This window comes from Celeribacter naphthalenivorans, from assembly GCF_020524585.1.
Lineage (GTDB): Bacteria > Pseudomonadota > Alphaproteobacteria > Rhodobacterales > Rhodobacteraceae > Celeribacter > Celeribacter naphthalenivorans.
On the sequence record NZ_JAIVLK010000008.1, the window covers coordinates 22,097 to 44,735 of the forward strand.

Sequence of the window (22,639 nt, forward strand, 5' to 3'; positions counted from 1 at the left end):
ACGCATGACCCTTCTCATTCCCGGACTGCTGCTTTGGAGTGCAGCGCATCTGTTTAAGCGACTGGCGCCGGAGGTGCGCGGCGGGATGGGAGAGAAAGGCAAGGGGCTTGCGGCGCTGGGCATTGTGGCGGGGCTGATCCTGATGGTCGTGGGCTACCGGATGAGCGGGACGCATGATCTCTATGCCCTGCCGCCCTTTCTGCGGCATGTGAACAACACGCTGATGGTGATTGCGGTGTTTTTGTTCGCGCTGGGGCATTCCAAAAGCCGCCTGCGGGCCAAGATGCGGCATCCGATGCTGACCAGTGTCGTGGTCTGGGGTGTGGCGCATCTTTTGGTGAATTCGGATGCGGCCTCGCTGGTGCTCTTTGGTGGCATGACGCTTTGGGCGCTTGTCGAGATGACGCTGATCAACCGCGCCGGTCCTGCGCCTGAACCGTACAAAGGTGGCAGCCTGGCGGGTGACATTCGTCTGGTGGTGATTTCTCTCGTGGTCTTCGGCGCGATTGCCGGGATACATATCTGGCTCGGGTATAACCCGTTTCCGATGTGATGGAGTGAGAGATGAAAGCCTACAGATTGCTGACCGAAGAAGACACATCGGCCTTTTGTCACAAGGTGACAGAGGCTCTGAGCAAGGGCTGGGCGCTCTATGGGGATCCCAGCTACGCCTTTGACGCCGCATCGGGAAAGATGCGTTGCGCGCAGGCGGTCATAAAGGAGGCCGAGGGGGAGTATTCGCCCGAGGTGAAGCTGGGACAGCTATAAAGCGTTTCTCAAAAAACTTGAGGCACTCAATTTTTGAGAAACGCAGCAATATCAATTCAGTGTGGCAACGTTTTTCGCTCAATCTGATTCAGATTAAACGAAAAACGCTTTAGTGGGAGGACCATTGAGGTGAAAACCAATCCGGGACGTTTTTTCGAGGATTATAAAGTCGGGCAGGTGATCGAGCACGCCGTGCCGCGCACCGTGTCGGGCGGCGAACGCGCGCTCTATCATGCGCTTTATCCGGCGCGGCATGCGCTTTATTCCTCTGACGAATTTGCCGAAATCTGCGGGTTGAGCAAAAGCCCGCTGGACGATCTGATCGCTTTTCATGTGGTCTTTGGCAAAACCGTCCCGGATATTTCTCTCAACGCGGTGGCGAACCTTGGCTATGCCGAGGGGCGCTGGCTGAAACCGGTCTACCCCGGCGATACGCTGCGCTCGGTCTCTGAGGTGATCGGGCTGAAACAGAACTCCAATGGCAAATCCGGGGTGGTCTATGTGCGCACCACGGGGCTTAACCAGTTTGATGAGCCGGTGCTGGAATATGTCCGCTGGGTGATGGTGCGCAAAGGCGATCTGGATGCGCCGGCGCCGGAGACGGTGATCCCGGAGTTGTCGAAAGTGGTGGCGCCCGAGGATCTGGTGATCCCGGAGGGGCTGGATTTCCTGAAATACAACTTCACGCTGGCGGGCGAGCCGCATCGCTTTGGCGATTATGAGATCGGCGAAAAGATCGACCATGTGGACGGGGTGACCATCGAGGAAGCCGAGCACATGATGGCGACCCGGCTGTGGCAGAACACGGCGAAGGTGCATTTCGATGCCACCAATCGCGAGGATGGCAAGCGGCTGATATATGGCGGACATGTGATCTCTATGGCGCGGGCGCTGTCGTTCAACGGTCTGGCCAATGCGCAGATGATCGTCGGCCTTAATGGCGGCGCACATGCCAATCCGTGTTTCTCCGGCGACACCGTGCGGGCCTATACCGAGGTGCTCGATAAGGCAGAGACGGATGCGCCGGGTGTCGGTGCGCTGCGGCTCAGACTTGTGGCTTACAAACACGGCGCGCCGGAGTTCGCCTATAAGACCGAAGAGGGCAAGTATCACCCCGATGTTTTGTTGGATCTGGATTACTGGACTGTCGTGCCCCAGTGAGGCTGCTGTGTGTCTTTAAGGCTGAATTTGTGATCGCAAAACGGGGCTGCGCAGCGATGCGTGGCCCCGTTTCTTCTAAACGCCCAATCCAAAGCGCCTAAATTCCTTAGAGAAACCCTAGGAGAGCGCATTTTGCCCACTTTTGTGATCACTGAATGTTTCTTGTGATCACAGATTGCTTTTTCCTGCGTTTCAGATTGGATAAACCGCTCCTGTTAGCGCTCACAGGTGGTGACTCGGGGACAAAAAAGTTTATTACGAAAAGCAACTTTAACGCATCAATCGTGAAAGGACGCCACCATGGCTGATGTGAATCGCGGCAACCGACCGCTCTCTCCCTTCATGATCGGACCCTATTATCGACCGCAGATGACGTCGATTTCCTCGATCATGGTCCGTATCACCGGCATTGCATCGCTGGGCTCCGTCTTCCTCGCGATCTGCTGGTTCTTGGCCGCGGCAAGCTCCGAGACGGCCTTCAATTTCTTCAACGGTCTCTACGGCAGCTGGATCGGCAACATCGTGATGCTCGCCGCCGCCTGGGCGATCTGGTACCACATGCTGGGCCGCATCCGTCACGTGATCTGGGACTTCGGCTACTGCCTGGATGTCCAGACCTCCGAGAAAATGGGCTGGGGCATGTTCATCGGGGCGACTGTCCTGACCGTGCTGACCGCTCTTGTGTTTCTGATTTTCTGAGGGGATCGCCATGAACTTTCTCACTGACCGCAAACGTGCGACGGGTCTGGGCTCTGGCGGGACCGGTGCGCAACACCATTGGCTGACCATCGCGACCTCCCTGTCGCTCGTCATCCTCGTGCCGCTCTTCATCTTCACCTTCGGCTATGCCGTCGGCCATTCCCTCGAAGAGGTGCTTGCCTTCTACAGCAGCCCCTGCATCGCGATCATCACGGCGCTCTGCCTCGTCGGTGGCATCATCCACCTCAAGACCGAAGTGGACGAAGCGGTCGAAGATTACGTGGGCGGCATCAAGCGCAAGCTGACGCTGATCGCTGTGGCTGGCTTTTGCTACACGCTGATGGCGGCTGGCCTCTTCGCCCTTTTGAAACTCGCCCTTCAGTGATGCGCGGCAAGGAATAAAGACAATGACAGCAGCATATGAATATGAAACCCACGAATACGACGTGGTCGTCGTTGGCGCCGGTGGTTCTGGTCTGCGTGCGACGCTCGGTATGGCTGAGCAAGGTCTGCGCACCGCCTGTGTGACCAAGGTCTTCCCGACCCGTTCGCACACTGTTGCGGCCCAGGGCGGCATTGCGGCGTCCCTGTCCAACATGGGGCCGGACAACTGGCAGTGGCACATGTATGACACCGTCAAGGGTTCCGACTGGCTCGGTGACACCGACGCGATGGAATACCTCGCCCGTGAAGCGCCCAAGGCGGTTTACGAGCTGGAACACTACGGTGTGCCGTTCTCGCGGACCGAAGAAGGCAAGATTTACCAGCGTCCCTTTGGTGGTCACACCACCGAATTCGGTGAAGGCCCGCCGGTGCAGCGCACCTGCGCCGCCGCTGACCGGACCGGCCATGCGATCCTGCACACGCTTTACGGCCAGTCCGTGAAGAACAACGCAGAATTCTACATCGAATATTTCGCCATCGACCTGATTATGTCCGACGACGGTCAATGTCAGGGTGTGCTTTGCTGGAAACTCGATGACGGCACCTTCCACCTCTTCTCCGCGAAGATGGTTGTGCTGGCGACGGGTGGCTATGGCCGCGCTTACTTCTCCGCAACCTCTGCCCACACCTGCACCGGCGACGGTGGCGGCATGGTGGCGCGCGCAGGTTTGGCGCTTCAGGATATGGAATTCGTTCAGTTCCACCCGACCGGCATCTACGGCTCAGGCTGTCTGATCACCGAGGGTGCGCGCGGCGAAGGCGGTTACCTGACCAACTCCGAAGGCGAGCGCTTCATGGAGCGTTACGCGCCGACCTACAAAGACCTCGCACCGCGTGACTACGTGTCCCGGTCTATGACGATGGAAATCCGTGAAGGCCGCGGTGTCGGCGAGCACAAAGACCACATCTTCCTGAACCTCAGCCACCTTCCGGCTGAGGCGCTGGCGGAACGTCTGCCGGGCATTTCTGAGTCTGCCAAAATCTTTGCGGGCGTGGATGTGACCAAAGAGCCGATCCCGGTTCTGCCGACCGTGCACTACAACATGGGCGGTATTCCGACCAACTATCACGGCGAAGTTCTGAACCCGCAGCCGGGCAATCCGACCGCTGTCGTGCCGGGCCTGATGGCCGTGGGCGAAGCGGGCTGTGCCTCCGTGCATGGCGCGAACCGTCTGGGGTCCAACTCCTTGATCGACCTCGTGGTCTTTGGCCGCGCCGCCGCGATCCGCGCCGGTCAGGTTGTCGATCCGAAGTCGCCGAACCCGGAGCTGAACATGGCCTCCGTGCAAAAGGCCTTCGATCGTTTCGACGGCATCCGTTACGCCAAAGGCGCGATCCCGACCGCCGAACTGCGTCTCGAAATGCAGCGCACGATGCAGGCCGACGCCGCCGTGTTCCGCACCGACAAGACGCTGAAAGAAGGCGTGGAAAAGATGACCGCCGTGGCCGGCAAGATGGGCGACGTCTCCGTCACCGATCGCTCGCTCGTGTGGAACTCCGATCTGATGGAAACGCTGGAACTCACCAACCTGATGCCCAACGCCTTGGCCACCATCCACGGGGCCGAGGCGCGCAAGGAATCCCGTGGCGCACATGCGCATGAGGATTACCCGGAGCGTGACGATGCGAACTGGCGCATCCACACGATTTCGCGCGTCGAAGGCAATGAGGTCGAGCTCAGCTACCGTCCGATCATTGAGGACCCGCTGACGACCGAAGCCGAAGGCGGCATCAGCCTTAAGAGGATCGCGCCGAAAGCGCGGACTTTCTAAGGCAAAACCAACATGGTCGCCCCGCATTTCGGGGCGGCCCTCCCTTTTCAACCGGACCTGCAAGATGTCGCTGAAACTGTTTTGGTGGAAATCGCAACCGAACTTTGGAGATCGCATCTCCAAGGATATCGTTGCCTATGTTTCCGGCCAGAGTGTTGAGTGGGCAGGGCCGGAAGAGGCCGAGATGATTGGCGTTGGCTCGATCATGTATGCGGCCCGGCAAAGTTTCAAACGCGGTAGCAAGGTGAACCCTTGGCTTTGGGGCACTGGCGCGATGAAGCCTCTGCCGACCGATTTCATCGACCATGTTCAGATCGCAGCACTGCGTGGCCCGATCACCCGCGAAATCCTTGGGGTGAAGACCGAGGTCTTCGGCGATCCGGGGCTTTTGATGCCGCTGGTTCTGGGCGCTCCGGTCGAGAAAACCGGCAAGATCGGGGTTATTCCCCATATTTCACAGGCAGATGAAACCGCGGCGGCGCTGGCGGGGCTTGGTAATAAGCTTGAGATTATCGATCCGCGCGGCGAGAACCACCTCGATGTGGTGCGCCAGATCGCGGGCTGCGACGTGGTGTTTTCCTCGAGCCTGCATGGGCTGATCATCGCGGATGCTTTTGGTGTGCCCAATGTCTGGCTCGACCCGGACGGCAATCACCCCTTTGCGCGGCTGAAATTCTACGATTACGCGGCGGGGATCGGGCGGGTTATGCCCTTGCCGATTTCCGTGAGCCAGATCGAAGCGACGCTCGATGCGGGCATCGCGCAGGTCGACTATGGCGAGAACGTACGTCAGGCGCAGCAGCGCTTGATGGCTGCCTTCCCGGCTGCGTTCAAGGCCAGCACCGCCCCGAAATCCGAGGTGGTGGCATGAGTGTGATCGACCACAGAACTGGCACGGCGCAGCCGCTGATCCTCCAGATCGGCTTTAACCGCTGCGGCACGCTGAGCTTTCATCGGTTTATGGAAGACAACGGCATTCCGGCGCTGCATTGGCAGGAGCCGGAGGGCCGTAATGTCGCGCAGGTGATGGTGAGCAATCTGGCGATGGGCCGCAAACCCTTTGACGGGTTCGAGGGCATTCGCGCTTTTTCCGACATCGCCTTTCTCAACGCCCAGATGATGATCGACGGTGCGCGGCTGTTCCGAAGCCTCCATGCGGCCTATCCAGACGCCTATTTCTTTTTCAATACGCGCGATAAATCCGATTGGATCGCCTCGCGTGCGGCGCATGCCAATGGCACCTTCCTCAAACGGTTCTGCAAAATGTCGGGCCTCGATAAGGCCGGCGCGAAAGCGGCTTGGTCCGAGATGTTCGACCGCCACACGGTCGAGGTGCAAAGCTATTTCGCGATGGCCGACGCCCGGTTCCTGTCGTTCGATCTCGACCGCGATGCGCCCTCGAAGATTGCCGACTGGCTCTCCCCGGATTTCGCGGTAGATGCAGCGCTTTGGGGTCATTTCAACCGCGCGTCCAAGTCGCGTGCGCTGCGGGCAGACACGAAAAAGGAGGCGCTTGGATGATCCGTTTTGCTTTCAAAACGCCCCTCGCAGGTATGATTGCCGGGCTGATGCTTTTGGGTCTCGCGGGCTGCGTCGAATCCTCCGCTCTGGTCGAAGACAGCACGCGCACGGTGGCCAAATCCGTGGTCAAAACCGTGATCAACGACAAGTTCCCCGGCGTGAATGCCGATGTCTATGTCGATTGCATCATGGACAATGCCGAGATGGATCAGCTTGTCTCGCTCGCGCAGGCGGCGGTGGTGGGCGTCGATCAAAGCACGGTGCAGATCGTGACAGACATCGCCCGCGAACCCGAAACGCTCAAATGTATCGCCCAGGGTACTCTGGGTCTGCCGAGCGGATAGGGGGCGCGATGACAGATTATTTTCACCGGATGTTAGACCGAGGCCACTTGGCCCAAGCCGCATCCAAGTCAGATATGAACACAACTCTCTGCCGGCACGTCCGGCGTCAAACTAGGGGAACAGGCCATGGTTCAGTTTAACCTTCCCAAGAACTCCAAAATCGTGACGGGCAAGACCTGGCCGAAGCCCGAGGGCGCGACCAATGTCCGCAAATTCCAGATCTACCGCTGGAATCCCGATGACGAGAAAAACCCGTCGGTGGACACCTATTTCATCGACATGGACAAATGCGGTCCGATGGTTCTCGACGCGCTGATCAAGATCAAGAATGAGATCGATCCGACGCTGACCTTCCGTCGTTCTTGCCGCGAGGGCATCTGTGGTTCCTGTGCGATGAACATCGACGGGATCAACACGCTCGCGTGTATCTACGGTCTCGACGAGATCAAGGGCGATGTGCGCATCTTCCCGCTGCCGCACATGCCGGTGGTGAAAGACCTCATTCCCGATCTGACCCACTTCTATGCGCAGCACGCCTCGATCATGCCGTGGCTTGAGACCAAGACCAACCGCCCGGAAAAAGAATGGCGTCAGTCCATCGAGGATCGCAAGAAACTCGACGGTCTTTATGAATGTGTGATGTGTGCGTCTTGCTCGACCTCCTGCCCAAGCTACTGGTGGAACGGCGACGAGTATCTTGGACCGGCAGCTCTGTTGCACGCCTACCGCTGGATCATCGACTCGCGCGATGAGGCCACTGGCGAGCGTCTCGATTATCTCGAAGACAGCTTCAAGCTTTACCGCTGCCACACCATCATGAACTGTGCGAAAACCTGCCCCAAAGGTCTGAACCCGGCGGCAGCGATTGCGCATATCAAGAAGATGATGCTTGAACGCACCCACTAAGCGCTTTCGACAGAACATTCAAAAGCCCCGCTTCGGCGGGGTTTTTCTTTTGCGCTTCTCCCCCTTGCCTCTCTCTGCGCGTCACATCATCTTGCGCGGAGTTGTTTGAGGAGGTCCCCCATGCGCAAATCCATTGGCGCCCGTTTCCTGATCGTCGGCCTGCTGACGCTTTTGATGTTCATTCCCTTGTTTTTTGTCTCGGACATCGTGCAGAGCCGTAAGACCTATTCGCAAAGCACCCTGCGCGAAGTGGGCCGCGAATGGGGTGGGGATCAGGTCATTGCCGGTCCGATGCTTGTGATCCCGGTCGAAGAAACCGTGGACCGCACCGAACGCGAAGCGGTGATCAACCCGGACACGGGCGAGGTCGTTCTGGATGCCGATGGGTCTCCGCGTCAACGCCAGGTGACGCGCAAGGTGACCGTGAGCCGCGATCCGATCTATGTCTATCCGGGGCGCTTTGATGTGGACATCGACACGCAAACGCAAATCCGTCGTCGCGGGATTTTCTCGGTGCCGGTCTATCAGGCGGGGATCGCCATGGGGTTCGATTTCCCCTGGGATCAGATCGACGCCCAAGCGGTGAATGACGAGGTGATCCTCTGGGATCGGGCCGAGCTGATCCTCTCGCTGTCGTCGAACGCCGCGCTGCGGGGGCAGGCGGTTTTGACCGTCGATGGCGCCGAAGTGCCGCTCGAACCGATCGCCTCCGCTGACGATGCCGCCGGTATCATGGCAGCCTTAGGCGATCCGCGTGGCAAGGCGGACTATGCGCTGACGCTGGGGGCCAATGGCGCGCAGTCGTTCCAGATCGCGCCGGTCGGACGCCAGACCGCTGTGACCATCAGTTCCGATTGGCCGCATCCGAGTTTTCGCGGCGCTTTCCTGCCGGATGGATCGGAGATTTCCGAAGAGGGGTTCTCGGCCACCTGGACCATCCCGCATCTGGCCCGCACCCTGCCGCAGATGACGCGCGAGAATTACATCCAGACCCTGCGCTATAGCATGGCCTTTGGGGTCGATTTCATCGAGCCGAATGACTTCTATCAAAAGTCCTTCCGTGCGGCGAATTATTCGATCCTCTTCATCGCGCTGACCTTTCTCACCGTTTTGCTGGTGGAAAAAGGCGCCGAACGCCCGGCCCACCCGGTGCAATATATCCTGATCGGTCTGGCGCAGTCGATTTTCGTCCTGCTGATGGTGGCCTATTCCGAACAGATCGGATTTGGCCCTGCCTATGCGCTCTCTGCCGGGGCGACCATTGCGCTTTTGACCTTCTTTGGCGCTGTGGGGCTGAAACTCGGACGGCGCACGGCGGTTCTGGGTGTCATGCTTTTGGTGCTCTACGGCGTGCTCTATCTGATCCTGCGCTCTGCGGATTATGCATTGCTTGCGGGCGCATCGCTGTCCTTCGTGGCTCTGGCCGCGACCATGTTCTTTACCCGCAACGAGGATTGGTACGGGCCGGAGGGCAGTGGGTTGTTCGCGCGAAAACGCAAAGAGCCTGCGCCTAAAACAACGCCGTAACATATCCGTGGTTTTCCATTCGGCAAGACAAGGCGTATGAGGGGGCATGGTCATTTTCATCCCCCTCATCCTCATCGCGCTTTACGTCGGCATGTATGTTTTACGCACGGAGCGGACGTCGGATTGTCGCTGGCGGCAGACCGGCAAGGATGCGGAGGGCATTACGTTTCGCTGTCAGGTCTGCGGCGCAGAGGCGCGGACAGTAAAAGGCGAGCCAACACATTGCGGGGCAAAGCCCAACACGTAAAAGTCGAACCCGGACGAACACGCTAGAGTGCTGCGTTGCAGCATGCGCATGGCGACTATGCGACATTAGGGGGCTGTCTTTCGCGGCGTCGCAGCATACCTCAGGGCACAAGGGAGACCACTACACCTCCACGGAGTTTATGACATGACCCTGCACGATGTTGCACTGAACGACAAAGCCAAAGACGCCGCGATGAAAGTGTCCGAATGGCTCGAATATTACGCCCCGGCCACCCCGGCGGTGAAAACCAGCGAACAGGTTGTTCCGGGCAAACTCGATGTGCTCGATCAAATGTACGCCTACTACGAATAAGGCTTTTCGCCTCTCGTAAGATGAAGAAGCCCCGCCAAAGCGGGGCTTTTCTGTTTTTGGTGCTTAGCAGTAGCGTTCGACGCCGACCATTTGGACGTCCGAGTAGCGGTCCCCCGAGGCCCAGCCGACGGGGAGAATCTGTTCGATCTCCCAGAGATCGTCCTCAGACAGGCCGATCTCGCCCGCATGGGCCCAATCGGCGAGGTGCTCCTTGGTGCGGGTGCCGGGAATCGGGATCAGGTGATCGCCCTGATGCAGCACCCACGCGAGCGCCAGCGCCGGGGTGGAGACGCCTTTCTTCTCTGCATAGGCTTGGAACGCGTGGATGTAGTCCAGATTCTCCAGCCAGTTTTGCCCTGTGAACCGCGGGTTGGGCTTGCGGAAATCGGTGTCGGAGAATTGCGCGGGGTCGAGATCGCTCGCGCCAAGTGCGCCACGGGCGACGGGTGAGAAGGGAATAAACGCAATGCCCAACTCTTCGCAGGTTTGGATCACGCCCAATTCCGGCTGACGGGTCCAGAGCGAATATTCGTTCTGCACCGCCGTGACCGGCACGACTTTATGTGCGCGGCGAATGCTCGAGGGCGCCACTTCCGACAGGCCCCAGGCGTCGATCAGCCCTTCTTCGATCAGCTTGCTCATGGTTTCGGCAACAGTCTCTACAGGCAATTCCTTTTGCCGACGGTGGATGTAATAGAGCTCGACCTTGTCGCGGTTCAGCTTTTTCAAAGAGCTTTCCAGCTCAGAGCGAATGTAGTCTTCTTCGTTGTTGAACTTGCGCTGTGGCCCCGGCACGATGCCGACCTTTGTGGCCAGCGTCACTTGCGCGCCACTCTCTTTAAGGTATTGGCCGACGATCTTCTCAGACCGCCCCATCCCGTAGATGTTCGCGGTGTCCCAGAAATCGATCCCGGCGGCTTCGACGGCGGCGAGGGTTTCGAGGGACGTGTCATCATCGGCGGCGCCAAAGAACCCGGCGAAGCTCATGCAGCCAAAACCGATTGCGCCCACCATTGGGCCGTTTGCGCCAAGCTGGCGTTTGGGCATGCTCATGCCTTTTCCTTTTCTGTGGTTTGCAACGAGGTCACCGGCTCCAGAGTTTGGATGCAGTGCCCGTCGTTCGATCTATTGTGTAGCGCGTTTCGCCTGTCGGGCAACAACGCGGATCATTCTCTTTAGCTGTGGTCAGGGTGACTTCTATCCGATCCGGATAAAAGGCCGCGTCGCGCGGGCCATGCCCCCAAATTTTGGACACTGGCCCGAGATAGTTGATCTGGGGGCCGGGGTGGGCAATGGCATAGCGACCGACCGAGATGCCGACGCTGCCCGCTGATCCTTCGATCCACTCATACACAAACCCCAAGGCTTCTGTGGCCTGTGTCGGATCGGAGTGGTTCGGAAGGAAAAATGAGGCCTCGACATGCTCGGCCTTATTCGCAAGCTGCGCAAAGAGAACAGGGTCGAGATTGGGCCAGTCCTGTGCCGCGCCTGCCAAAGGCATGAAGGCTCCAAGTGCATAGAGCGGCAGGACGAAAAGGCGTGGAAACAAAGGCATGGGGCACCTCCTGGCACTATGAAATCGAATGCCACGAGAGTGTGCCCCGTGCCAAGGACACGATCAACCCGCGAATGCGGCCTCCAAGGCGATCTCGACCATGTCGCCAAAGCTCTTTTCACGCTGGTCAGACGGAAGCGCTTCATGGGTCAACAGGTGATCGGAGACGGTCATGACGCCCAGTGCCCGCACGCCATGCCGCGCCGCGACAGTGTAAAGCTCGGCGGCTTCCATTTCGACGCCGAGGATGCCGTGACGGATCATTACCTCGTCCAGATCGGGACGTTCGGCATAGAAGATGTCCGAGGAATAGATGTTGCCGACATGGACGCCGGTGTCTTTCTTGCGAGCGCTGGCGACGGCGGCCTCCAACAGGCCGTAATCGGCGCAGGGCGCGTAGTTAATCTCCTTGAAGAACCCGGCCGATGGCGTCGTGCCCATGGTGGTGGCAGTCATGGCGATCACCACGTCGCGCACCTTGATATGATGCTGCATCGCGCCACAAGACCCGATGCGAATAAGTGTCTTGGCGCCATATTCGGTGATCAGCTCATTCGCGTAGATCGAGATCGAGGGCATGCCCATGCCGGAGCCGTGGATGGTCACCGGATTGCCCTTATAGGTGCCGGTAAAGCCCAGCATGCCGCGCACCTCGTTCACCAGTTTGATGTCGTCGAGATAGGTCTCGGCGGCCCATTTCGCGCGGTAGGGATCGCCCGGCATCAGGACGGTTTCGGCAATCTCGCCGGGCTTTGCGGCAATATGGGGGGTCGGCATATCCATGCTCCTCGTGCTATCGGTCTTTGGAGCACAGTAAGCCAGCCGGGAACGAGATTGTATAGAATGCAGCGCAGGATTTTTTCGCGCACCGCCATGATGGTTTCTGCGGTGCTTTTTGCAGGGGTTGAAGGCGTTGGGGCCGAGGAGCCGGAAGAGTTGGAAATGGTCAAGGCAATCTTTGCCGAGATCCAACCGCTCTCGTTTCAGAAAAAGCGCGAATACTGCGGGTTGATCGGGCGGGATGCCGCCGGAAAGCTGATCGCCAGTCCCGCGAAACGGGGCTCCGTCGATGGCTGCACCCCGCGCGACACAGAGGAGATGGAGGTGGTCATCGCCTCCTATCACACCCACGGCAGTTTTATGCGCGGCTACGTCTCTGAGGTTCCGTCGGTCAGCGATATGGAAGCCGATGAGAGCGATGGCATCGACGGTTGGGTGGCCACACCGGGCGGGCGGCTTTGGTATGTCGACAGCTCGGAGATGGTCATTTCTCAGGTCTGCGGGCTTGGCTGCCTGCCGGTCGATGCGCGGTTTGAGCGGCATGACAGCGGGCCCGTCGCAGAAAGCTATTCCTACGACGAACTGGTCACGTTTTTCGAAGAGTAGGCCTTACTCGGCGGCCTCTTTGCTCGGGTCCACGAGCGCCACGATGTCGAACATGATGCGGTTCAACTCGAAATCTTTCGGCGTATAGACGCGGGCTACGCCGATGGCGCGCAGGTGCTCGGCGTCGTCCTCCGGGATGATGCCGCCCGCGACCACGGGGATATGGGCGAGCCCTGCCTCTTTCATCTGCCGCATCAGTTCTTCGATCAGCGGAATATGCGAGCCGGACAGAATCGACAGCCCCACCACATGGGCGTCGTCCGCTTTGGCGGCGGCGACGATTTCCGCAGGGGTCAGGCGGATGCCCTCATAGGCGATCTCCATGCCACAGTCACGAGCCCGGGCGGCGATCTGTTCGGCGCCGTTGGAGTGCCCGTCGAGGCCCGGTTTGCCGACGAGGAACTTGAGCTTACGCCCCAAGGATGCGGACACGCGGGCGACCTCTTCGCGAATTTCGTCCAAGCCTTCTGTGCGGTTCGACGGGTTTGCCGACACGCCCGTCGGCCCGCGATACTGACCGAAAGCCGCCCGCACCACATCGCCCCATTCGCCCGTCGTCGCACCCGCTTTCGCGGCTTTGATCGAAGCGGGCATGACGTTGACACCACTGGCCGCCGCTTCGCGCAGCTCTTTGAGGGCTGCCTGGACGGCAGGTTCATCGCGGCTCTCGCGCCACGCCTCAAGCCGCGCGATCTGATCGGCTTCGGCTTCTGGATCAGCTTTCATGATGCCACCGTCGCCTGCGGTCAGCGGCGAGTGCTCGCCGGTGGTCCATCTGTTCACGCCGACGACGACGGTTTCGCCCGCTTCGATCTTGGCGATGCGTTCGGCATTGGCCTCCACAAGGCGCGATTTCATATACTCAATCGCTTCGATCGCGCCGCCCATGCCGTCGAGCGTCTCAAGCTCGGCCCGCGCGCCCTCTTTCAGAGCGGCCACTTTGCGCTCCACGGCGGGGTTGTTGTCGAAGAGGTCCTCATATTCCAAGAGGTCGGTTTCATAAGCGAAAATCTGTTGCATGCGCAGCGACCATTGCTGGTCGAAGGGACGCGGCAGGCCAAGCGCCTCGTTCCACGCCGGCAATTGCACGGCGCGGGCGCGGGCGTTTTTCGAAAGCGTCACGGCGAGCATTTCGATCAAAATCCGGTAGACGTTGTTCTCCGGCTGCTGCTCCGTGAGGCCCAGCGAGTTGACCTGCACCCCATAGCGGAACCGGCGGAATTTCGGGTCCTCGACGCCGTAGCGTTCCCGCGTGATCTCATCCCACAGCTCGACAAAGGCGCGCATCTTGCACATCTCGGTGACAAATCGGATGCCCGCGTTCACAAAGAACGAAATGCGGCCAACCATGTTGGGGAAGGCCTCGGCGGGCACTTTCTCTTTCAGGTCGTCCAGCACGGCAATGGCGGTGGCCAGCGCAAAGGCCAATTCCTGCTCGGGCGTCGCGCCAGCTTCCTGGAGATGGTAGGAACAGACGTTCATCGGGTTCCATTTCGGCAGGTGCTCGCGCGTGTAAGCGGCCACATCCGTGATCATCCGCAACGACGGGCGGGGCGGGCAAACATACGTCCCGCGCGACAGATACTCTTTGATGATGTCGTTCTGCACCGTGCCTTGCAGTTTGGAAATATCCGCGCCTTGTTCCTCGGCGACCGCAATATAAAGCGCCAAGAGCCAAGGCGCCGTTGCATTGATCGTCATGGAGGTGTTCATCTGTTCGAGCGGGATGTCATCGAAGAGCATCCGCATGTCGCCCAGATGCGCGACCGGCACGCCAACCTTGCCAACTTCGCCCTTGGACAGTTCATGATCGCTGTCATAGCCCGTTTGCGTGGGCAGATCGAAGGCGACCGACAGGCCGGTCTGCCCCTTGGACAGATTGGTGCGATAGAGCGCGTTGGAGGCTTTGGCGGTCGAGTGCCCCGCATAGGTGCGGAACAGCCAGGGACGATCTTTGGTGATCCCGGTTTTATCTTCACTCATCGCAAACCTCCCAATATTGAGTTGCAACATTATTTCTCAAAATGCGTTATGCTTGAAATATTGTGCCATTGTCAATTCGCCGCGTTGCGGCGGAGGCGGAAAAATCTGTGACGTCAGGGAATTTCGCGTCTCTTCTACGCGGAATCCCTTTGTTTTTGAGGGATGTTTTGAAAATTTCTGCATCTGCTCGGTTATAAAATTACAAAATTATACTTATCAGGATTGCATAATTACTTTGTGAAGCGTATCAACATGGCATGCTCCGCGATTCTGCATTGCGGCACGACAAGGCTCACAGCGCTCTCTGAGACGGTTCAGGGGGGCAAGGAGCCGGTTAGATTTGGAGGAAAAACATGGCGCTCGACACGAACCAGCCGGCCTACGAGGCCGAAGAGAAGGACCTCTACGAGATCGGGGAAATCCCGCCGATGGGCTATGTGCCTGAAAAGATGTACGCTTGGGCGATCCGTCGCGAGCGTCACGGCGAACCGGAAAGCTCGTTCCAATGCGAAGTGGTCGAGACGCCAAAGCTCGACAGCCACGAGGTTCTGGTGCTCGTGATGGCTGCGGGGGTGAACTACAATGGCATCTGGGCCGGTCTCGGTGTGCCGATCTCGCCCTTCGATGGCCATGGCGCCGCGTATCACATCGCGGGTTCTGACGCGTCGGGGATCGTTTGGGCGGTCGGTGATCGCGTCAAGAACTGGAAAGTGGGCGACGAGGTCGTGATCCACTGTAATCAGGACGACGGTGATGACGCGGAGTGCAACGGCGGCGACCCGATGTATTCGCCTTCGCAGCGGATCTGGGGCTATGAGACGCCGGATGGGTCGTTTGCGCAGTTCACCCGTGTGCAGGCGCAACAGCTTTTGCCGCGTCCGAAACATCTGAGCTGGGAAGAGAGTGCCTGCTACACGCTGACGCTGGCGACCGCCTACCGCATGCTCTTCGGCCACCATCCGCATGAGTTGAAACCGGGTCAGAATGTTCTGGTATGGGGCGCGTCGGGCGGCCTTGGCTCCTTCGCGATCCAACTGGCCAATGCGGCGGGTGCGAATGCGATCGGTGTGATCTCCGACGAGGACAAACGCGATTTCGTCATGGGGCTGGGCGCCAAAGGCGTGATCAACCGCAAGGATTTTAACTGCTGGGGGCAACTGCCCACCGTGAACACGCCGGAATATGCCGCATGGTTCAAAGAAGCGCGCAAATTCGGCGCTGCGATCTGGGCCATCACCGGCAAAGGCAACAACGTTGACATCGTCTTTGAACATCCGGGCGAGGCAACCTTCCCGGTCTCGACGCTGGTCTGTAAAAAAGGCGGTATGGTCGTGATTTGCGCGGGCACCTCGGGCTTCAACTGTACCTTCGACGTGCGCTACATGTGGATGCACCAAAAGCGTTTGCAGGGCTCGCACTTCGCGCATCTGAAGCAAGCCGCTGCGGCGAACAAGCTGATGATCGAGCGTCGGATCGATCCGTGCATGTCGGAGGTTTTTCCTTGGGACGAGATTCCGGCGGCGCATACCAAAATGTGGAAGAATCAACACAAGCCTGGGAATATGGCTGTGCTGGTTCAGGCCCCGAAAACCGGTCTTCATACGCTTGAAGACGTGCTGGACGCCGGAAAATAAGTCGGTTTCCCGGCCATTGTTGCTCGGTTTCGAACCCGCCCTTTGACAGAGGGGCGGGTTTTTTCATAGCTGTTGGATTTATGCAACTATAGGTTGAGTGCGTGTTGATGCCGCGAATTGCGGGATGCAAAGTGCGAGAATCTTGCAAACCGTGCCGTGGATGTGTGTGCAAGCCTGTGAAAATTAACGGAATATTTCATTTCAGCATATTACGTAAGGGAGCCTCGCTATTTTTGGGGAGGGTAAAACCGCGAATTTCAGAGTGCGAAAGAGCTGTCTAAAGTTGAAATTGCACCCAAGCGACAACCGAAAAGAGGGTTTACATGCGCAACGATTGGATTCTTGATGTACTGACGGATTTGCGGACATTCGCGGATCAGAACGGATTGAAGGCAAGCGCCGAACATTTGGCCGACACCTGTCTGGTGGTTGCGGCCGAGTTGTCGAACAGGCCTTCTGAGGCGTTGTCGGAACAGGCGGGGGTGCATGACGACAGGGTTGCAAGACTTTCTGGAGGATATTCAGCAAGTTGAGAATTTCGAAGAGTTTCAGGACGCAACTGTCAAGCTGCGTGATCTCTTAGGTATTGCGCATGTTGTTTACCATTGGGTGAACAGCGTCGGAGAACGATTTGGCGCTGGGACCTATTCATCGGAATGGGTCGATCGGTATCTTGAAAAAGATTACCTGCGCATGGACCCCGTTATCTTTGGCTGTTTCCAAAGGTTTACTCCGGTGTCATGGAAGCAATTGGATTGGTCGTCCAAGGCGGCCAAGGCGTTTTTCCTTGATGCGCTGGACTATGGTGTCGGAAATCAGGGGTATACGATCCCGATCCGGGGCCCGAACGGGCAATTCGCTCTGTTTACCCTCAATCACAACACAACCGACGATGCCTGGGATCAGTTGATCGCACGCAACGAACGCGATCTTGTGGTCGTGGCGCATGAATTCAACAAAAAAGCTCTGTCCTTCGATGCGCATAGCGAGGCGCAAGTGGGGCCTTCGCTGTCGCCCAGAGAGGCCAGCGCGATCACGCATCTCGCCAAGGGCTTGAGCCGCAGTCAGGCTGCGGCTGAAATGGGAATTTCCGAACATACGCTTAGGGTCTATATCGAATCCGCGCGTCACAAGCTTGGAGCCATGAACACGACTCACGCGGTGGCGCGGGCGCTGTCGATGGGGCTCATCATCGTTTAAAGCGACGACTGATTGCCTGTTGACGCCACGTCCAGTTGCGAAATCTGCCTAAATAACATGCGCAGAACGGATAGTGAACATTCGCACAGCGCAACGGACGCAGCTTATAGATGATGGTTAACGTTTCGCCGATAGCGTCTTCTCAGATGACGGAGACAGGAGTCTAACATGCTGCGCTATATTTACGGAAACGACCTTTGCCACTTCCCTCGCCTGCGCGACACGATGTTTCGTGATCGTGCAGATCAGTTCAAACGCCGCCTCGGGTGGGACGTGCATGTGAACGAAGCGGGCGAAGAACGCGATGAATACGACGCGATCAACCCGCTCTATGTGATTTGGGAGAAACCGGACGGCACCCACGGGGGCTCGATGCGGTTTTTGCCGACCACGGGCGACACGATGGTGAACGATCACTTTTCCCACCTCACGGATGGGGTGCGGATCGAAAGCCCTTTCATTTGGGAATGCACCCGCTTTTGCCTTGCCCCCGGTGCGGATCGCCGGGTGACAGCGGCGCTGACACTGGCGGCGGGTGAGATCATGGAAGAGTTTCACCTGAAACATTTTGTCGGCGTTTTTGACCCACGGATGGAGCGGATTTATTCGCTCATGGGCCTTGTGCCGGATGTGCTGGGCCGTGTCGGCGAAGGTCGTGAGACCATCGGTGTCGGCCTGTGGGAGATGCATGAGGATGTGTTTGCGCCGACGCTGGAACGTGCGGGTGTGGATCGCGAGACCTCTAAGCGTTGGTTCCATGACGCGTTCAATCAAAGCTATGTGGAAGAGCTGCGGGCCATCGCCTGAGCTGTGATGGATGCGATGACTCTGGCACATGGTGCGGCGTCCCTGTAGGGTCGCCGCATGACCCAGACCACGCTCACATTTTCCGAAGATCAGGCCGAAGCCTTTGATGCGATCAGCGCGATGCTGGCGCGTGTCGGTGTCGATCTCGAGGATGGCATCATCACGCCGCAAGCCAGCGCGACCAATCAGCTTTGTGCGGTGATCGGCAAGGCGGGCTCCGGGAAAACCCTTTTGCTGGCGCAGCTTTACAAGGCGCTGGATGACGCGGGCGTCGAGATTGTTTCTGGCGACTACGAGAACAAGCGACGCAAAGAGCGGCGCACACTGGCCATTCTGGCGCCGACGAACAAAGCGGCCTCTGTGCTGCGCAATCGTGGCGTGCCCGCGACCACCATTCACCGCATTCTCTACACGCCGGTTTACGACCCGGAATATGAGAAAATCGCCGAATGGCTGGCCGGCAACGGGGAGCGTCCCGATCTCGAAGGGCTTAAGATCGAGGGGCTGACCGAAGAGGCGCTCGACAAGGCATATGCCTTCTATCAGAACAACAAATCCATTCCCGGCGCGCTGGCGGCGGCGGGGTTGCGCGGGTCTGATTTCATCACCGGTTGGAAGAGGCGCGAAGACCCGCTCGACATCGGATTCGTCGACGAAAGCTCGATGTTGGACAAACGCCAGTTCGAGGATTTGCAGGAAATCTTTCCCACCCTCGTGCTGTTCGGCGACCCGGCACAGCTGGCGCCCGTGAACCAATCCGGCGAGATGGTTTTCGAGACGCTGCCCAAGGCAAAACAGCATATCCTTCACCGCATTCACCGTCAGGAAGCGGACAGCCCGATCCTCGATCTCGCGCATGCGCTGGCCGATCCTCAACTGAGTTTCGAGCAATTCGAGCGGATGATCGAAGAGGCGGCTGCACGCGACGAGCGCGTGGTCTATGCGCAGCGCGTCGAAAGCGATCTGATGGCGCGCTCGCCTGTGCTGGTCTGGCGCAACGCGACGCGCATTCGCCTGATCCAGGCGTTTCGGCAGGTGTTCGACGCGCCCACGGATGCACTTTTGCCTGGCGAGCCGCTGATCTGTGACGGTATCGAATTGCCGATGAAACACCGCAAAAAGCGCCTTGATCTGGAGGCACGCGGACTGATCAAGGGCGCGCAGGTCGTTTACCTCGGGCCGGGGCGCAAACCGGGGTTTTCGCGCCTGCATGTGATGGGCGCGGAGGACCCGAACATCTCTGCCGCCTCCATTGTCAAAATCGAATTTCCCGATGAGGAAGAACCCTTTATCCCCTATGCGGCGCGGATGGGCGCGGCGTTCTTGCATGGTGCGGCGGTGACGATCCACAAGGCGCAGGGCTCGCAATGGGATGATGTTCAGGTCTTTGCCCCCGATCTCTACGCGGCCGCGCGCGCGGGCCGGATGGAGGCGGGGATTCCCCTGTGGAAACGGCTGGCCTATGTGGCGATCACCCGGGCGCAGACGCGGCTTTTGTGGGTGACGCGGGCGCGTTTGGCGAAACCTTCCGGGCCTCTATCGGTGGCCGATCTGACATCGCGCGTTGCAGCACCGTTGACGTTGGAACCCGAGCAGATCGAAAACGGGCTTTAAGTTAACGCCGGATCAGGCGGAACACCTGTGACGCCCCCCAGCCGAAAATACCGGCAATCGCCAGCGCCATAATTCCGTAGATCAGTGCATTCTGATAGGCCAGATTGTAGAGCCAGCGCTCGATCCCGACCTTTTGAACGTTGATCGAGGTGCCATAGCTGTCGATCACATTGCCGTCGCGGATCAGGAAAATCCGGGTCGTGTAGGTGCCTTCGACGATGTTCGACGGGAGCGCAATCGAAGTGTCGAACAGTGTGTCCTCGATGAGCGAGACTTCACCCTCGCGGGTGCGGTAGAGATCGTCGTTTTCACGCAGTCGGATCAGCGCCTCGCGCGCAGGCAGGCCGCGCATACCGGGCAGGATGCGTTTGTCAGCGGTGATCTTCCAAAGGCTGTCAGTGAGCGGCGGCAGAATGTCTTGCAGCGGTCGCGTCGTAGCGACGGAGTAGAACGTGGGCGTGTGGCCGATGACCTGTGCCTCGACGTTGATCCAGATGCCAAACCGGCGATCCTTGCGGCGAATGGTTTCCACCTGCTCCGGACCGGCGACTGTGATGACCACGTCAAGCGGACTGTTTTCGGGGATCGCGACCTCACGTTTGATCGCACCAAAGACCAGAATTTCGGAACCGTCGAAATTGGCATTCACGGAGACCCGTGTCTGGCTCAAGGCAGCCACGACCTGTTCGGCCTGTGCGGTCAGAGGCAGGAGAAAAAGCGCGAGGAGGGCGATCAGGCGATGCATCATCAGACCCCCAGCGAATAGAGTTCTTTGGGTGTGATCAAGAGATCGACCCCTAGTTTCAGACAGACCAGAAGGACCAGAAGCGCCAACATAATGCGGAGCTGTTCGGCTTTGAGCCGCAACCCGATCTGTGTGCCGATCTGGGCGCCGATGACGCCGCCAAAGAGCAAAAGGAAGGCCAAAAGCACATCCACCGTGTGGTTCGTATAGGCGTGCAACATCGTGGTAAAACCGGCGGTGAAAATGATCTGGAACAGTGAGGTGCCGATCACCACCTTGGTGGGCATGCCGAGGATGTAGATCATCGCGGGCACCATGATGAACCCGCCGCCGACCCCCATCACGGCGCCGAGCATGCCGACAAAAACGCCGACCGCGATGGGCGGAATGGCGGAGATATAAAGCCCGGAGGCACGGAATTTCATCTTGAAGGGCAGGGTGTGGACCCAGAGGTGTTTCTTGCGCTCGGGCCGTCCGGCGGGGCGACCGCGGGCGCGTTTGATGGCGCGGATCGACTCGATCAGCATGAGGAAACCGATAATGCCCAGAAAGACGACGTAGCAGAGCGTGACCAAGAGATCGACCTGGCCCATTGCCTTGAGCATGTTGAAAATCTGGATGCCGATGGCAGAGCCGACAAGGCCGCCACCGAGCAACACCATCCCCATTTTCAGGTCCACAGTTTTGCGTTTGAGATGCGCGAGCACGCCCGACACAGAAGAGGCGACGATCTGATTGGCGGAGGTCGCGACAGCCACGGCGGGCGGGATGCCGACAAAGAACAGCAATGGTGTGATCAGGAACCCGCCGCCGACACCAAACATGCCCGAGAGCACGCCGACCATGCCACCAATCCCCAGAAGCGTGAAGGCGTTCACGGAGACTTCTGCAATGGGGAGGAAGATTTGCATGGGCTGTAGCTTTCGCGTGCGTTTCTTTCAGGAATGCAATGATTTGCCAGTGTCGTCAAATGTTCTGCCGGAGGTGGCATGAAAAAAGCGGGCGCTGAGGCCCGCTTTCAACATTGTGTCTTGTCCTGTGTTGGCGCGCCTTAGCGTTCCTTGACGTAGGACTGCCCACTGGCACGCGGCGGGATCGCCTTGCCGACAAAGCCCGCGAGGATGATCACGGTCAAGATGTAGGGCAGGGCCTGCATGAACTGCACCGGGATCACGAAATCACCCAAAGCGATGGATTGGTAGCGGTTGCCGATGGCCTCCAGAAGGCCGAACAACAGCGTCGCCCAAAGCGCATACCACGGCCGCCATTTCGCAAAAATCAGCGCGGCAAGCGCGATATAGCCACGGCCTGCGGACATATCCTTGACGAAACCTGCCGCGAGAGAGGCGAGATAAGTGCCCGCAAGACCGCAGAGCACACCGGCGATCACGAGGGCGGCGTAGCGCAGTTTGACGACCGAAATTCCGGCGGTGTCCACGGCGCTGGGGTTTTCGCCCACGGCGCGCAGGCGCAGCCCGAAGCGGGAGCGGTAGAGCACCCACCAAGAGAGCGGCACAGCCAAAAGCGCCAGGTAGGTCAGCGTGGTGTGGCCGGAAATCAGCTCGTCATAGGCCGGGCCGATCACCGGGATTTTCGCCATGGCGTCGGCAAAGGGCAGGTCCCAGCCCTCAAACCGTCCGTTGCCGGACAAAGAGGGCGTGCGCCCGCCGAGCTGGAACCAGCTTTGACCGATCACGACCGTAAGACCGGCGGCGAGAAAGTTCAGCGCCACACCGGAGATCAGCTGATCGCCTTTGAAGGTGATCGAGGCCAGCCCGTGCAGCATGGAAAACGCGAGAGACCCCGCAATCCCCGCCAAAAGTCCGATCCAGATCGAGCCGGTGACGGCAGCGGCGGCGCCTGCAAGAAAGGCCGCGGCCAGAAGTTTGCCCTCAAGCCCGATGTCGACCACGCCCGCGCGTTCGGAAAACAGCCCCGCAAGACAGGTCAGCAAAAGAGGGGTCGCAAGACGCAGGGCGCTGTCGAGGATCTGGATGATCGTGAGATAGTCCAT

Annotated in this window: 26 protein-coding genes; 19 read left to right on the top strand and 7 right to left on the bottom strand. The window is 59.0% G+C overall.

The window, feature by feature from the left end; translation table 11 throughout:
- The first annotated feature begins 4 nt into the window (after positions 1 to 4).
- The 13 genes from LC094_RS16930 to LC094_RS16990 all read left to right on the top strand — a co-directional run bounded on the left by LC094_RS16930 (position 5) and on the right by LC094_RS16990 (position 9,701).
- Complete coding sequence (locus LC094_RS16930) at positions 5 to 553, top strand: NnrU family protein (protein WP_226553983.1); 549 nt, start codon at positions 5 to 7, stop codon at positions 551 to 553.
- An 11-nt stretch (positions 554 to 564) separates the two neighbouring features.
- Positions 565 to 768 carry a DUF1737 domain-containing protein gene (locus LC094_RS16935; RefSeq protein WP_226553984.1) on the top strand — a complete coding sequence of 68 codons (204 nt, stop codon included), beginning with the start codon at positions 565 to 567 and terminating at the stop codon, positions 766 to 768.
- A gap of 129 nt (positions 769 to 897) precedes the next feature.
- A complete protein-coding gene (locus tag LC094_RS16940; protein ID WP_226553985.1) occupies positions 898 to 1,929 on the top strand; it encodes a MaoC family dehydratase in 1,032 nt (343 codons plus the stop codon).
- 300 nt (positions 1,930 to 2,229) lie between these two features.
- Positions 2,230 to 2,628, top strand: coding sequence for a succinate dehydrogenase, cytochrome b556 subunit (gene sdhC / locus LC094_RS16945; RefSeq protein ID WP_226553986.1), 399 nt, complete (start codon positions 2,230 to 2,232; stop codon positions 2,626 to 2,628).
- 10 nt (positions 2,629 to 2,638) lie between these two features.
- The gene (gene sdhD / locus LC094_RS16950; protein WP_226553987.1) at positions 2,639 to 3,013 is read left to right on the top strand and encodes a succinate dehydrogenase, hydrophobic membrane anchor protein; all 375 of its coding nucleotides are present in this window, start codon (positions 2,639 to 2,641) and stop codon (positions 3,011 to 3,013) included.
- A 22-nt stretch (positions 3,014 to 3,035) separates the two neighbouring features.
- A complete protein-coding gene (gene sdhA / locus LC094_RS16955) occupies positions 3,036 to 4,844 on the top strand; it encodes a succinate dehydrogenase flavoprotein subunit (RefSeq protein WP_226553988.1) in 1,809 nt (602 codons plus the stop codon).
- A gap of 64 nt (positions 4,845 to 4,908) precedes the next feature.
- Positions 4,909 to 5,715 (top strand): polysaccharide pyruvyl transferase family protein, encoded by an 807-nt coding sequence (locus LC094_RS16960; protein ID WP_226553989.1) that lies wholly within the window; start codon positions 4,909 to 4,911, stop codon positions 5,713 to 5,715.
- Entirely contained in the window at positions 5,712 to 6,365 is a 654-nt protein-coding gene (locus LC094_RS16965) for a sulfotransferase (RefSeq protein ID WP_226553990.1), read from the top strand. Before LC094_RS16960 ends, LC094_RS16965 begins: the two co-directional genes overlap by 4 nt.
- Entirely contained in the window at positions 6,362 to 6,709 is a 348-nt protein-coding gene (locus tag LC094_RS16970; RefSeq protein ID WP_226553991.1) for a succinate dehydrogenase, read from the top strand. The genes LC094_RS16965 and LC094_RS16970 overlap by 4 nt, the downstream gene beginning before the upstream one ends.
- A gap of 126 nt (positions 6,710 to 6,835) precedes the next feature.
- Complete coding sequence (locus LC094_RS16975) at positions 6,836 to 7,615, top strand: succinate dehydrogenase iron-sulfur subunit (protein ID WP_167602304.1); 780 nt, start codon at positions 6,836 to 6,838, stop codon at positions 7,613 to 7,615.
- A gap of 120 nt (positions 7,616 to 7,735) precedes the next feature.
- A complete protein-coding gene (gene creD, locus LC094_RS16980; RefSeq protein WP_226553992.1) occupies positions 7,736 to 9,142 on the top strand; it encodes a cell envelope integrity protein CreD in 1,407 nt (468 codons plus the stop codon).
- 46 nt (positions 9,143 to 9,188) lie between these two features.
- Complete coding sequence (locus tag LC094_RS16985) at positions 9,189 to 9,389, top strand: hypothetical protein (RefSeq protein ID WP_226553993.1); 201 nt, start codon at positions 9,189 to 9,191, stop codon at positions 9,387 to 9,389.
- Between the two features lie 144 nt (positions 9,390 to 9,533).
- Positions 9,534 to 9,701, top strand: a complete 168-nt coding sequence (locus LC094_RS16990; RefSeq protein ID WP_167602307.1) for a hypothetical protein — start codon at positions 9,534 to 9,536, stop codon at positions 9,699 to 9,701.
- Positions 9,702 to 9,764: 63 nt separating this feature from the next.
- Here the strand turns inward: LC094_RS16990 and LC094_RS16995 are convergent, their stop codons facing one another.
- From LC094_RS16995 to deoD, 3 genes are all read right to left on the bottom strand, one after another.
- Positions 9,765 to 10,754: an aldo/keto reductase gene (locus LC094_RS16995; protein ID WP_226553994.1), complete on the bottom strand. Its 990-nt coding sequence runs from the start codon at positions 10,752 to 10,754 to the stop codon at positions 9,765 to 9,767.
- 31 nt (positions 10,755 to 10,785) lie between these two features.
- The gene (locus tag LC094_RS17000; RefSeq protein WP_226553995.1) at positions 10,786 to 11,256 is read right to left on the bottom strand and encodes a hypothetical protein; all 471 of its coding nucleotides are present in this window, start codon (positions 11,254 to 11,256) and stop codon (positions 10,786 to 10,788) included.
- Between the two features lie 63 nt (positions 11,257 to 11,319).
- Complete coding sequence (gene deoD / locus LC094_RS17005; protein WP_226553996.1) at positions 11,320 to 12,033, bottom strand: purine-nucleoside phosphorylase; 714 nt, start codon at positions 12,031 to 12,033, stop codon at positions 11,320 to 11,322.
- A gap of 66 nt (positions 12,034 to 12,099) precedes the next feature.
- Between deoD and LC094_RS17010 the strand changes: the two genes are divergently transcribed.
- Positions 12,100 to 12,642, top strand: a complete 543-nt coding sequence (locus LC094_RS17010) for a DUF4329 domain-containing protein (RefSeq protein WP_226553997.1) — start codon at positions 12,100 to 12,102, stop codon at positions 12,640 to 12,642.
- A 3-nt stretch (positions 12,643 to 12,645) separates the two neighbouring features.
- Here LC094_RS17010 and LC094_RS17015 read toward each other — a convergent pair whose 3' ends face one another.
- On the bottom strand, positions 12,646 to 14,625 hold the full coding sequence (locus LC094_RS17015; RefSeq protein WP_226553998.1) for a protein meaA: 1,980 nt from the start codon (positions 14,623 to 14,625) through the stop codon (positions 12,646 to 12,648).
- A gap of 353 nt (positions 14,626 to 14,978) precedes the next feature.
- Here LC094_RS17015 and ccrA point away from each other — a divergent pair, with 353 nt between their 5' ends.
- From ccrA to LC094_RS17040, 5 genes are all read left to right on the top strand, one after another.
- Positions 14,979 to 16,259 carry a crotonyl-CoA carboxylase/reductase gene (ccrA, locus tag LC094_RS17020; RefSeq protein WP_226553999.1) on the top strand — a complete coding sequence of 427 codons (1,281 nt, stop codon included), beginning with the start codon at positions 14,979 to 14,981 and terminating at the stop codon, positions 16,257 to 16,259.
- A 323-nt stretch (positions 16,260 to 16,582) separates the two neighbouring features.
- Positions 16,583 to 16,792, top strand: coding sequence for a hypothetical protein (locus tag LC094_RS17025; RefSeq protein ID WP_167602312.1), 210 nt, complete (start codon positions 16,583 to 16,585; stop codon positions 16,790 to 16,792).
- Complete coding sequence (locus tag LC094_RS17030) at positions 16,746 to 17,459, top strand: helix-turn-helix transcriptional regulator (RefSeq protein WP_226554000.1); 714 nt, start codon at positions 16,746 to 16,748, stop codon at positions 17,457 to 17,459. The genes LC094_RS17025 and LC094_RS17030 overlap by 47 nt, the downstream gene beginning before the upstream one ends.
- A 168-nt stretch (positions 17,460 to 17,627) precedes the next feature.
- Entirely contained in the window at positions 17,628 to 18,266 is a 639-nt protein-coding gene (locus tag LC094_RS17035; protein ID WP_226554001.1) for an acyl-homoserine-lactone synthase, read from the top strand.
- Between the two features lie 57 nt (positions 18,267 to 18,323).
- Positions 18,324 to 19,880, top strand: a complete 1,557-nt coding sequence (locus LC094_RS17040; protein ID WP_226554002.1) for an ATP-dependent DNA helicase — start codon at positions 18,324 to 18,326, stop codon at positions 19,878 to 19,880.
- A 1-nt stretch (position 19,881) separates the two neighbouring features.
- Here the strand turns inward: LC094_RS17040 and LC094_RS17045 are convergent, their stop codons facing one another.
- The 3 genes from LC094_RS17045 to LC094_RS17055 all read right to left on the bottom strand — a co-directional run bounded on the left by LC094_RS17045 (position 19,882) and on the right by LC094_RS17055 (position 22,639).
- Complete coding sequence (locus LC094_RS17045; protein WP_226554003.1) at positions 19,882 to 20,628, bottom strand: TIGR02186 family protein; 747 nt, start codon at positions 20,626 to 20,628, stop codon at positions 19,882 to 19,884.
- On the bottom strand, positions 20,628 to 21,536 hold the full coding sequence (locus tag LC094_RS17050; RefSeq protein ID WP_219786032.1) for a sulfite exporter TauE/SafE family protein: 909 nt from the start codon (positions 21,534 to 21,536) through the stop codon (positions 20,628 to 20,630). The genes LC094_RS17045 and LC094_RS17050 overlap by 1 nt, the downstream gene beginning before the upstream one ends.
- A 140-nt stretch (positions 21,537 to 21,676) precedes the next feature.
- Positions 21,677 to 22,639, bottom strand: a complete 963-nt coding sequence (locus LC094_RS17055) for an ABC transporter permease (RefSeq protein ID WP_226554004.1) — start codon at positions 22,637 to 22,639, stop codon at positions 21,677 to 21,679.